The organism is Streptomyces pactum (genome assembly GCF_002005225.1).
Lineage (GTDB): Bacteria > Actinomycetota > Actinomycetes > Streptomycetales > Streptomycetaceae > Streptomyces > Streptomyces pactum_A.
Genome location: NZ_CP019724.1, coordinates 5577103 through 5589058 on the forward strand (window position 1 = coordinate 5577103; position 11956 = coordinate 5589058).

General features: G+C 73.2%; 7 protein-coding genes. 6 read left to right on the forward strand and 1 reads right to left on the reverse strand.

The window, feature by feature from the left end; genetic code table 11:
* Nucleotides 1-75: 75 nt before the first annotated feature.
* Entirely contained in the window at nt 76-936 is an 861-nt protein-coding gene (locus tag B1H29_RS23810) for a hypothetical protein (RefSeq protein ID WP_055417000.1), read from the reverse strand.
* A gap of 344 nt (nt 937-1280) precedes the next feature.
* Here B1H29_RS23810 and B1H29_RS23815 point away from each other — a divergent pair, with 344 nt between their 5' ends.
* The 6 genes from B1H29_RS23815 (at nt 1281) to B1H29_RS23840 (ending at nt 11921) form a co-directional block, all read left to right on the forward strand.
* Complete coding sequence (locus B1H29_RS23815) at nt 1281-2750, forward strand: APC family permease (RefSeq protein WP_055416999.1); 1470 nt, start codon at nt 1281-1283, stop codon at nt 2748-2750.
* Nucleotides 2751-3101: 351 nt separating this feature from the next.
* On the forward strand, nt 3102-5753 hold the full coding sequence (locus B1H29_RS23820) for a CocE/NonD family hydrolase (RefSeq protein ID WP_055416998.1): 2652 nt from the start codon (nt 3102-3104) through the stop codon (nt 5751-5753).
* Complete coding sequence (locus tag B1H29_RS23825) at nt 5750-6631, forward strand: ABC transporter permease (protein ID WP_055416997.1); 882 nt, start codon at nt 5750-5752, stop codon at nt 6629-6631. Before B1H29_RS23820 ends, B1H29_RS23825 begins: the two co-directional genes overlap by 4 nt.
* 236 nt (nt 6632-6867) lie before the next feature.
* Complete coding sequence (locus B1H29_RS23830; RefSeq protein WP_055416996.1) at nt 6868-8523, forward strand: vWA domain-containing protein; 1656 nt, start codon at nt 6868-6870, stop codon at nt 8521-8523.
* Between the two features lie 134 nt (nt 8524-8657).
* Nucleotides 8658-10604, forward strand: coding sequence for an AMP-dependent synthetase/ligase (locus B1H29_RS23835; protein ID WP_055416995.1), 1947 nt, complete (start codon nt 8658-8660; stop codon nt 10602-10604).
* Nucleotides 10605-10991: 387 nt separating this feature from the next.
* Nucleotides 10992-11921 (forward strand): chaplin family protein, encoded by a 930-nt coding sequence (locus B1H29_RS23840; RefSeq protein WP_063787482.1) that lies wholly within the window; start codon nt 10992-10994, stop codon nt 11919-11921.
* Nucleotides 11922-11956: the final 35 nt, after the last annotated feature.

Genomic DNA, 11956 nt, shown 5'->3' on the forward strand with positions numbered 1-11956 from the left:
TGCCGCCAACACGCGCGGAGCCCCCGTCCCCCCACCGCACCGGGTGGGGGGGCGGGGGCTCCGTCGTACGAGGGCTCAGCCCTGCTGCACGCCGGAGTTCTTGACTTCCTCCGTGAGGTCGCCGGTCTGCTCGGCCGGCGGGGCCACGATCTCCTTGGTGGCGCCGAACTTGTCGAAGTCCATGGTGACCTCCATGGCGCCGAACTCCTGCTTCAGGCGCACCGGCAGGTCCTTGTCGCCCACCCAGATGTCCATGGTGATCGAGCTGCCGGTGGCCGAGTTGAGCAGGCTGTCGGCGCCGCTGAAGGCCTCCTTGAACTTGCCCATGTCCTCCTGGTCGAGCACGGCCCGGTAGTGGGTCGTGGACTTGCCGTTGACGGTCTCCTTGCCGAGGTCCTCGACGTCGCTCGCGTACTTGAGGCCCTTCATGGAGTCCGCCGGGCTGCCACCGCCGCCGCCCCCGCTCATCGCGGCGGCACCCGACTCGCCGAACACGGCCGACCCGTCGATCTTCATCCACTCCTTGCCCGCGAGCGGGCCGGCGGGCTGGGGGTCGATGTCGTAGTAGTAGGCGCCGTCCACGAACAGGGTGCGCACGGTCGGAGAGTCCGTGAGCTCCTGCATCTGGGCGGCCTCGGCGTCCATCTTGACGTCGAGGGCGTAGCCGTCGCCCCAGGAGTACGTGCCGTCCATGGCGATCGGCTCACCGGTGCCCAGGTCGGTCGTCGTCCTGACCTCGGCGGAGCCCACCTCCTCGGTCCGGTCGGTGGCCCGCGAGAGCGCCGCCATGATCGTGTCCGCTTTGCCCACGGCCTTGTCGGCCGCCTGGTCGGCGGTCTCGGCGGCGGTCTTGGCGCCCTCCGAGCCGCACGCGGTCGCCGCGACCATCGCGGCCGCCGTCAGCCCCACCCAGGCGGCGGTGTATGTCAGCTTCATGAGTCCCCACCCGTTGCCGTGTTCCTGTGTTTCACCTGTGCCCAGGACTCTACCGGGCCCCACCGACAGGGTCCGGATACCGGACGGCGGAAGGTTTTCTCGCCTCGTTCCCTACGGTTCCCGTACGCCTCAAGAAGCCTCTGTGGATGGGCGGCTGACGCTGTTTTCCAGCGTGAATCCGCCCTGCGGCGACGAATTCCGTAGGTAAACAGCCATTGACGCGCCGGTTTTCGTTGGGATTCCATCTGGTGTCGGGAGCGGACGAGAACGACGTACGACCAAGCCGCCGGAGGCGATAGCGCTCCCGCCCGAACCACGTCGCACGAGTCGATCGGAACCGCTCCATGACCGACACGCTCCGCCCCGCCGAGACCGACGCCGCGGCGCCACCGGACCCAATGGGCCTCCCGGACCCCACGGGCCTCCCGGGCCCCTCGAACCGTCCGGAGCTCCCGGAGTCCCGGACGCTCAAGCGTTCCATCGGGGTCGTCGGCGGTACTCTCCTGACGCTCTCGTGCGTGACCCCAGCCTCCACGCTGTTCGTGGTCGTCCCCGACCTGTTCGGCTCGCTCGGCACCGCCACCGCCCTGACCATCGCCATCGGCTCCCTGCTCTGTATCGCCGTGGCGTTCTGCTACTCGGAGCTGGGCACCCTCATCCCCAGCGCGGGCGGCGAGTACGCCATGGTGTCGACGATGGCGGGGCGGCTGGCGGGCTGGCTGGTCTTCGTCCTGTCCCTGCTGGTCGTCATGATCGTGCCGCCGGTGATCGCGATGGGCACCGCCGACTACCTCGAACCGGTCGTGCACCTCGACCCGTCCCTCGCGGGCGCCGGCGTCATGGTGCTCGCCACCCTCGCCGGCCTGCTCGACCTGCGCGCCAACGCCTGGATCACCGGCGTCTTCCTGGTCCTGGAGGTCATCGCCGCCGCCGTCGTCGCGGTGCTGGGCTTCGCCCACGCCGAGCGCGGCCCGGGCAGCCTCGCCGCCATGGAGGTGGCCGGCACGGACGGCGGCGCGGACCCCGTGACGGCCATGCTGGTCGTCTCCGGGCTCGCCATCGCCCTGTTCGTCACCCAGGGCTTCTCCACCGCCGTCTACCTCTCCGAGGAGCTGGAGAACCCGCGCCGCAACGTCGCCCGCACGGTGCTCGCCACCCTCGGCATCTCCGCCGTGATCATCCTGGTCCCGGTCGTCGCCATCACCCTCGGCGCCTCCGACCTCGCGGAGCTGACCGGCGGCGACATCGGCGCCATGGTCACCGCCTGGTCCAACTCCGCCGTCGGCACCTTCGTCAGCCTCTGCGTGGCCCTCGCCATCGTCAACGCGGGCATCGTGATGGTCATCCAGAACTCGCGCGTCCTGTTCGCCTCCGCCCGCGACAAGGCCTGGCCCGAGCCGGTGAACGCCCTCTTCGCCAAGCTCGGCCGGTTCGGCTCCCCGTGGGTCGCCACCCTCGCCGTCGGCGTGCCCGGCGCCCTGCTGTGCTTCGTCGACCTGGACACCCTGTACGGCGTGACGGGCGTCTCCGTCACGGGCATGTACCTGCTCGTCGCGGTCGCCGCCCTGCTCGCCCGCCGGGGCTCCCACCGGCACGCGCACGCCTGGCGCATGCCCCTGTGGCCCGCGATGCCGGTCCTGCTGATCGCCGTCCTCGCCTACATCCTGACCCAGCAGGAGGTGAGCCACCTGCTGTGGACCGGCGGCATCACCGCCGTCGCCACCCTTTACTGGGCCCTGTACCTGCGCCCCCGCCGCGACACCCGCTGGCTGGTGACCCTCCCGGACGACGTCCGCGAACCCGCCCGTCCGTGACCGGTCGTCGGTTGCCGGGCCGTCTGTCCGTGGCTGGTCGTCGGTGCGGGTGGCCGTCCGTCCGTGATCGGTCGTCGGTTGCCGGGCCGTCTGTCCGTGACCAGTCGTCGGTTGCCGGGCCGTCTGCCCGTGGCTGGTCGTCGGTGCCGGTGGCCGTCCGTCCGTGACCAGTCGTCGGTCCCCGGGGGGCGCCCCTCCGTGACCGGCCCTCGGCCCCGGGAGCCCACCCGGCGCTCAACCCGGCCTACCGCGCCCGTGGTACACGGCACCGGCGCCGTACCTCCGTGGGAGGGGCGGTGGTTCAGCCCGCGGGCTGCCCCCGATGTCGGCGGCGGCCCGTACCGTTGACGCATGGATCTTCGACTGCCCCGCGTGCGAGGGCTGCTACGGGGGCCCCGGCGGTTGCTCGCCGCCGCGGCCGCCGTCGTCGTACTCGCCGGCGCCGGGACATGGACGGCCGTCGCCGGTGACGACCCGCCCCCGGTGCACCGCGCCGACCGGGTGATGGCCGCGGGCGACGGGGTGCGCCTGGACACCTCCTACTTCACCGCGGGCTCCGGCGGCCCCCGCCCGGCCGTCCTGCTCGCGCACGGCTTCGGCGGCAGCAAGGCCGACGTACGGGAGCAGGCGGAGAGCCTCGCACGGGACGGGTACGCGGTCCTGACCTGGTCGGCGCGCGGCTTCGGCGAGTCCACCGGGAAGATCGGGCTGAACGCCCCGGACGGCGAGGTCGCCGACGTGTCCCGGCTGATCGACTGGCTGGCGCAGCAGCCGCAGGTCCGGCTGGACGAGAAGGGCGACCCGCGCGTGGGCATGGCCGGCGGCTCCTACGGCGGCGCGGTCGCGCTGCTGGCCGCCGGGCACGACAAGCGGGTCGACGCGATCGCCCCCGCCATCACGTACTGGAACCTCGCGGACGCCCTCTTCCCGAACGGCGTCTTCAAGAAGCTGTGGGCCGGCATCTTCGTCAACCTGGGCGGCGGCTGCGAGGAGCTCGAGGCCGGACTCTGCCGGATGTACCAGCGCGTCGCCGAGAGCGGGACGCCGGACGCGGAGGCGGTGAAGCTCCTCGAGGAGCGCAGCCCGCAGGCCGTCGGCGACCGCATCGACGTGCCCACGCTCCTGATGCAGGGCCAGACCGACTCCCTCTTCCCGCTCGGCCAGGCCGACGCCGCCGCCAAGGCGATCCGCGCCAACGGCGCCCCCGTCGACGTCGACTGGATCGCGGGCGGCCACGACGGCGGCGACCTGGAGACGGACCGGGTCGAGGCCCGCGTCGGGGCGTGGTTCGACCGCTATCTGAAGGGCGACGAGTCGGCCGCCACCGGCCCCGCGTTCCGCGTCAGCCGCACCCTCGGCTCCGGCAGCGGCGACGGTGAACCCCGCCTGGAGGGCGTCAGCGCAGACTCCTACCCCGGCCTGGCGGGCGAGCTCCGCCCGATCGGACTCCGCGGACGCGAGCAGAGCTTCGACAACCCGGCCGGCGCCAGCCCGCCCGCCGTCTCCGCCCTGCCCGGAATCGGCGGCTCCGGCGGCCTGTCCCAACTCTCCTCGCTCGGCCTCGGTGTCTCGCTGGACTTCCCCGGCCAGTACGCCGCCTTCGAGTCGGCGCCCGTCCGGGAGGACCTGCAGATCACCGGCTCGCCGACCGCGACCGTCCACGTGGAGTCCACCAGCGACGAGGCCGTGCTCTTCGCCAAGGTGTACGACGTCGGCCCCGGCGGCACCCAGCGGGTGCTCCCCTCCCAACTGGTCACGCCCGTCAGGGTGGAGAACGCCGGAGCCGGCGAGGACGTGAAGATCACCCTGCCGGCCGTCGACCACGAGATCGAGAGCGGCCACCGGCTGCGCCTGGTCCTGTCCTCCACCGACCTGGGTTACGCCTCACCGGCCGCTCCCGCCACGTACACCGTCTCCCTCAAGGGCGACCTGGAGGTGCCCACGGCCCTCGGCGGGAGCGGCCAGGTGGCCGGGCTGCCCGCCTGGGTCTGGTGGGCGCCCCTGGCCGGAGCCGCGGTCGCCGCGGCCCTGCTGCTGACCGCCCGCCGCCGCACCACGGCCCCGCCGCCCGACCCCGCGCTGGCCGACGTGCCGCTTGAGATCACGGACCTGAGCAAGCGGTACGCCAAGTCCACCGACCGGTACGCCGTGCGGGACCTGTCGTTCCGGGTGGAGAGGGGCCAGGTCCTGGGCCTGCTCGGGCCGAACGGCGCGGGCAAGACGACGACCCTGCGCATGCTCATGGGCCTGATCGCGCCGGACGGCGGCGAGGTCCGCGTCTTCGGTCACGCCATCGCGCCCGGCGCCCCGGTCCTCTCCCGCGTCGGCGCCTTCGTCGAGGGCGCGGGCTTCCTGCCGCACCTGTCCGGCCGCGAGAACCTGGAGCTGTACTGGCGGGCCACCGGCCGCCCGCCGCAGGACGCGCACCTCGACGAGGCCCTGGAGATCGCCGGCCTCGGCGACGCGCTCGCCCGCGCGGTGCGCACCTACTCCCAGGGCATGCGCCAGCGCCTCGCCATCGCCCAGGCCATGCTGGGCCTGCCCGACCTGCTGATCCTGGACGAGCCGACCAACGGCCTGGACCCGCCGCAGATCCGCGAGATGCGCGAGGTGATGATCCGCTACGCGGCGGCAGGCCGCACGGTGATCGTCTCCAGCCACCTGCTGGCCGAGGTCGAGCAGACCTGCACCCACCTGGTGGTCATGGACCACGGCAGGCTCGTCCAGGCCGGTCCGGTCGGCGAGATCGTCGGCTCCGGCGACACGCTGCTGGTGGGCACCGTCGCGCGCGTGGACGCGCCCCTCGTCGAGAAGGTCGCCGCCCTGCCGGGCGTGGCCTCGGCGGCCGCCACCGACGGTGGCCTGCTGGTCCGGCTCGGCGCCGGGGGAACGGCCCGGGACCTGATCGCCGAACTCGTACGCCTGGACGTGCCCGTGGAGTCGGTGGGTCCCCACCGGCGCCTCGAGGACGCCTTCCTCACCCTGATCGGAGACCCGGCATGAGCACGCTGGCCGAAGGCGCCGCGTCCGCCGGCCCCCAGGAGGCCGCCGACGGCTACCGCGCGGGCCGCACGCTGCCCGTGCGGGTCGAGCTGGTCCGGCAGCTCAAGCGGCGCCGCACGCTCGTCATGGGCGGCATCCTGTTCGCCCTGCCGTTCGTCCTGCTCGTCGCCTTCCGGATCGGCGGCGAGCCGGGCGGTGCGAACAACCGGATCAGCCTGATGGACACGGCCACCGCGTCGGGCGCCAACTTCGCCGCGGTGAACCTCTTCGCCTCCGCGGGGTTCCTCCTCGTCGTGCCCGTCGCCCTGTTCTTCGGGGACACGGTCGCCTCGGAGGCCGGCTGGTCGTCCCTGCGCTACCTGCTGGCGGCGCCGGTGCCCCGCGCCCGCCTGCTCTGGTCCAAGCTGGTCGTCGCCCTCACCCTCAGCCTCGCCGCGATCGTCCTGCTGCCGCTGGTCGCGCTCGCCGTCGGCTCGGTCGCCTACGGCTGGGGGCCGCTGGAGCTGCCCACCGGCGGCAGCCTGCCCACCGGCACCGCTGCCGAGCGCCTGGCCATCACGGTGGCGTACGTCTTCGTCTCGCAACTGGTCACCGCCGCCCTGGCGTTCTGGCTCTCCACCAAGACGGACGCGCCCCTCGGCGCGGTCGGCGGCGCGGTCGGCCTGACCATCATCGGCAACGTCCTGGACGAGGTGACCGCCCTCGGCGACTGGCGCGCCTTCCTGCCCGCGCACTGGCAGTACGCCTGGCTCGACACGGTGCGGCCGGAACTGGACTGGACCCGCCTGATCCAGGGCACCTCGCTGTCGGTGACGTACGCGCTGGTGCTCTTCGCCCTGGCCTTCCGGGGGTTCGCCCGCAAGGACATCGTCTCCTAGGAGGCGCAGTCCGGGGAGGGGCCGTGGGGGACTGGGACCCGCCCCCTCGCCCCCCACTGATCCCGCCCCGTCGCGGAGACCTCGCCCAGGTCACCGGCGGGTCACCCACCGGTCTCGACGGCCTGCCGCCGTGCCCGCTTCGAGACACACCCGTAACGCCCCGTGCCGCACGTTCCGCCTCGCCGCGCCGTCACAGTCACATGCACGGGCGTCAACGGAACCAGGGGGCACGGAAGATGAAGCGGTACCGGACACGAAGGCCGATCGGCGCGCTGCTCGCGCTCACGGCGGCGGGCGGCCTGCTGCTCACCGGCTGCGGGGGCGGGGGCGACGCCGCTCACGGGGCGAAGGACTCCGCGGCCGACTCCCGGGGCGGCTCGGCCCCGCTGCCCGCGCCCGACCGCCCCCGGGGCGAGGGCGGACAGCGGTTCGAGGGCGGGGAGACCGGGGAGAACGGTGACTCCCGCGACACCGCCCCCGCCCCCGGCCACCTCTCCACCTTCGCCCTCGACGTCGACACCGCCTCCTACGGCTACGCCCGCCGCACCCTCTCCGAGGGCCGGCTGCCCGACCCCTCGACGGTCCGGCCCGAGGAGTTCGTCAACAGCTTCCGCCAGGACTACGACCGTCCCGACGGCGACGGCTTCACGGTGACCGTGGACGGCGCCCGCACCGACGAGGGGGACTGGTCGCTGGTCCGCGTGGGGCTGGCCACTCGGGGCGCCGAGCAGGAGGGCGATCGCCCGCCCGCCGCCCTGACGTTCGTCATCGACATCTCCGGCTCCATGGCCGAGCCCGGCCGGCTCGACCTCGCCAAGGAGTCCCTCGGCACGATGACCGACCGCCTGCGCGACGACGACTCGGTCGCGCTCGTCACCTTCAGCGACGAGGCCGAGACGGTGCTGCCGATGACCCGGCTCGGCGACCGCCGCGGCCGGATCCACGACGCGATCGACAGCCTCGAGCCGACCGACTCCACCAACCTCGGCGCGGGCGTCGAGACCGGCTACGCCACCGCCGTCGAGGGCCGCCGCGAGGGCGCCACCAACCGCGTCGTCCTCGTCTCCGACGCCCTGGCCAACACCGGCGACACCGACGCGGACGCCATCCTCGAACGCATCGCGGACGCCCGCCGCGAGCACGGCATCACCCTTTTCGGCGTCGGCGTCGGCAGCGACTACGGCGACGCCCTGATGGAACGCCTCGCCGACAAGGGCGACGGCCACACCACATACGTGTCGGACACCGAGGACGCCCGGGAGGTCTTCTGCGAGCAACTCCCGCGCCACGTCGAACTGACCGCCCGCGACGCCAAGGCCCAGGTCGCCTTCGATCCCGAGACGGTCGCCGAGTTCCGCCTCGTCGGCTACGACAACCGCCGGGTCGCCGACGAGGACTTCCGCGACGACCGCGTCGACGGCGGCGAGGTCGGCCCCGGCCACACCGTCACCGCCCTGTACGCCGTCCGAGTCCGGCCCGGCGCCGACGGTCACCTCGCCACGGCCACCGTCCGCTGGCTCGACCCCGACACCCGGGCCCCGCACGAGGAGTCCGGCGACGTGGAGACCGACGCCCTCGACGGCTCCGTCTGGGACGCGGACCACGGCCTGCGGGTCACCGCGACCGCCGCCTACTTCGCCGACGCGCTGCGTTCCACCCACGCCGACCACGGCGACGGCGACCACGGCGACGGCGACCACGGCGACGACAACTACGCCGACGACAGCCACGGCGACGACAGTCAAAGCTACGACGGCCGCCACGGCTCCCTGCCGGGCGCGCCGGGACTCGGTGAACTCGCCGAGCGTGCCGACTCCCTGGCCGACCGCACGGAGGACGAGGACGTCCGGGGCCTGGCCGAGGCGATCGGCACGGCGAACCGGCTGACCTGACGCGCCGAGTCCGGGGCGGACCCGTTGACCTATGCTTACTCTCGAGTAAGTTTACTCGGGAGTAAGCACGCCTGGGCGGACAGGCTCAGGCGCGCACGACACAACGTCAGTCCGATCCGCGACCGGGAGCCGTCATGGGCGTACGCAAGGACCTGAAACGGGCGAGAGAGCGCGGCGACCTGGCGTCCCGCACGAGGACCGAGACCGTCGGGGACGAGCGGGGCACCGTCCGTGAGGCCCGCACCGCCCCCCTCGCGCCGCGCCCCACCACCGGCAGTACCGCCGACATCCCGTTCACCAACGCGGCCGAGGCCCCCGACGCGGTGGTCCTGCGCCGCGAGGTCCACGGCGTCTGGCGGCCCGTCACCGCGGCGGAGTTCGCCCGCGAGGTGACCGCCGTGGCCAAGGGCCTGATCGCCGCCGGCCTGGAACCCGGCGGACGGGTCGCCGTCATGTCCCGCACCCGCTACGAGTGGACGGTCCTGGACTTCGCGATCTGGGCCGCCGGCGGCCAGACCGTCCCCGTCTACGCCACCTCCTCCGCCGACCAGGTCGAGTGGATCGTCCGCGACTCCGGCGCCCGGCACGTGGTCACCGAGACCGCCGCGAACACCGCGACCGTCGTCGCCGGCACCGCCGGCCACCCCGAGCACCCACGCACCTGGGAACTCGACGCCGGCGCGCTCACCGACCTCACGGCCCTGGGCCTGGGGGTGAGCGACGAGGAGGTCGCCAAGCGCCGCACCGCCCTGACCCCGGACACGGTGGCGACGGTCTGCTACACCTCCGGCACCACCGGACGCCCCAAGGGCTGCGTCCTCACCCACGCCAACCTGCACGCCGAGGCCGCCAACACGGTCGAACTGCTGCACCCGATCTTCAAGGAGGTCACCGGCCAGACCGCCTCGACCCTCCTCTTCCTCCCGCTCGCCCACATCCTCGGCCGCACCATCCAGATCGCCTGCCTGCTGGCCCGCATCGAGGTCGGCCACTTCCCGAGCATCAAGCCCGACGAGCTCCGCCCCGCGCTGAAGACGTTCCGCCCGACCTTCCTGGTCGGTGTGCCGTACCTCTTCGAGAAGATCCACGACACGGGCCGCGCGACCGCCGAGAAACTCGGCCGCGGCGCCTCCTTCGAACGGGCCCACCGCCTCGCCGTCCGCTTCGGCGGAGCCCACCTGGAGCGGTTCCTCGGCCGCGGCAAGGGCCCCGGGCCCGGTCTGTGGGCCGGCTGGGCCCTGTACGACCTGCTGGTCTACCGCCGCGTCCGCAAGGAACTCGGCGGCCGGATGCGCTACGCCATCAGCGGCGGCTCCCCGCTCGAGAGCGACCTCAACCTGTTCTTCTACGCCGCCGGAATCATGGTCTACGAGGGCTACGGCCTGACCGAGACCACCGCCGCCGCCACCATCGTCCCGCCGCTGGGCCCCCGCCCCGGCACCGTCGGCCCACCGGTCCCCGGCACGGCCGTGCGCATCGCGGACGACGGCGAGGTCCTCATCAAGGGCGGCATCGTCTTCGGGAGCTACCGGGGCGACCCGGAGGCCACCGACGCCGCCCTCACCGACGGCTGGTTCGCCACCGGTGACCTCGGCTCCCTGGACGAGGACGGCTACCTCACCATCACCGGCCGCAAGAAGGACCTCCTGGTCACCTCCGGCGGCAAGAACGTCTCCCCGGCCGTCCTGGAGGACCGCCTGCGCAGCCGCCCACCGGTCGCCCAGTGCCTCGTCGTCGGTGACGACCGCCCCTTCGTCGCCGCCCTGATCACCCTCGACCCGGACGCCGTCGCCCACTGGCTGTCGGTCCGGAAACTGCCCGCCGACACCCCGTTGTCCGAGGTCGTGCGGGACGAACGGATGCGCGCCGACGTCCAGAAGGCCGTGGACCACGCCAACGCGGCCGTCTCCCGGGCCGAGTCGATCCGCGCCTTCCGGCTCGTCGAGGGCGAGTTCACCGAGGAGAACGGGCTGCTGACCCCGTCTCTGAAAGTGAAGCGGCACGCGGCGGTGGCGGCGTACGCGGCCGAGATCGAGGCGCTGTACGCGTCGGGGCGCGGCCCCGGGACGCGGGCGCGCTGACCCGCCGGCACTGCGGACGGCATGCGAAAGGGGCGGACCGCCGATGCGACGGTGGCGAATCCGGGTTCCGGCCGCGCCGTCCGGCCCGGCGGGCCGCCCACCGGGACGACGCCCTGGAGCTCGCCGGCCTCGGTGAGTTCCCGCCTCGGTGAGTTCCCGCCTCGGCGACTTCCCGCCTCCCGCGCACTCCCTTCCACGCTTTTCCGGATGTCGATCGGTCCAACCGGGTGAACTTGCGCAACCGATTCCCGTGCGTCGTGTTGATGGAGCAGTAGGGCATGCGGCCGACGCCCGCGCCAGCCCCCGGCCATGTCATGGCCGGGCTTGGATGTCGGTCTCCGTGCCAAGGCCGGCTTTCCCAGTTCATCGAGCAGGAAGATCAGCACATTGCGACAGACCCTGAGCAGGGGAGTGTTCGCGGCGGCCGCCGCCACGGGCATTCTGTCCCTGTCCGGCACCCCCGCCCTCGCCGACTCGACCGCGGTGGCAGCCGCCGAGGATTCTTCCGGCCTGCTGTCCGGGAACAACGTGCAGGTGCCGGTCTCGGTGCCGGTGAACGTGTGCGGCAACACCGTCGGTGTGATCGCGGCGCTCAACCGCGCGAGCGACAACTCGTGCGGCAACGTCTCGTACGAGCACGGATCGTCCGGGTCCTCGTACGGCAGTCCCGCCGGTGGCGCCAAGGCGGTGGCGAGCACCGAGGATTCCCATGGCCTGCTGTCCGGGAACAACGTGCAGGCGCCGGTCTCGGCGCCGGTGAACGTGTGCGGCAACACCGTCGACGTGATCGCGGCGCTCAACCACGCGAGCGACAACTCGTGCGGCAACGCCTCGTACGAGCACGGATCGTCCGGGTCCTCGTACGGCAGTCCCGCCGGTGGCGCCAAGGCGGTGGCGAGCACCGAGGACTCCTATGGCCTGCTGTCCGGGAACAACGTGCAGGCGCCGGTCGAGTTGCCGGTGAACGTGTGCGGCAACACCGTCGACGTGATCGCGGCGCTCAACCACGCGTACGGCAACTCGTGCGGCAACTCGACGGACCGGTCGCCCGAGCCCGGGTACGGCACCGAGGACGAGACGCCCCCGAAGACCTGCGACGACGACTGCGAAACGCCTCCGTCCACCAGCGCTCCCACCCCTCCCCCCACGCGCGGCACCGTGCCGCCGCCCTCGGTCGGCGTCGAGGAGCCCGGCAAGACGCCGCAGATGGCCGAGACCGGCAGCGAGGGCATGCTGGCGGCCTCGGCCGCCGGTGTCGCACTGCTCACGGGCGGGGCTTTGCTGTACCGCCGCGGCCGCGCCGCGTCCCAGCGGTAGCCGCTCCCGGGTGCCGGACGCGACCGCGCCCGGCA

What these genes read in the sequence shown, in the direction of transcription:
- B1H29_RS23810 (WP_055417000.1), bottom strand. Translation starts at nt 936, where the DNA reads ATGAAGCTGACATACACCGCCGCCTGGGTGGGGCTGACGGCGGCCGCG.
- B1H29_RS23815 (WP_055416999.1), top strand. Translation starts at nt 1,281, where the DNA reads ATGACCGACACGCTCCGCCCCGCCGAGACCGACGCCGCGGCGCCACCG.
- B1H29_RS23820 (WP_055416998.1), top strand. Translation starts at nt 3,102, where the DNA reads ATGGATCTTCGACTGCCCCGCGTGCGAGGGCTGCTACGGGGGCCCCGG.
- B1H29_RS23825 (WP_055416997.1), top strand. Translation starts at nt 5,750, where the DNA reads ATGAGCACGCTGGCCGAAGGCGCCGCGTCCGCCGGCCCCCAGGAGGCC.
- B1H29_RS23830 (WP_055416996.1), top strand. Translation starts at nt 6,868, where the DNA reads ATGAAGCGGTACCGGACACGAAGGCCGATCGGCGCGCTGCTCGCGCTC.
- B1H29_RS23835 (WP_055416995.1), top strand. Translation starts at nt 8,658, where the DNA reads ATGGGCGTACGCAAGGACCTGAAACGGGCGAGAGAGCGCGGCGACCTG.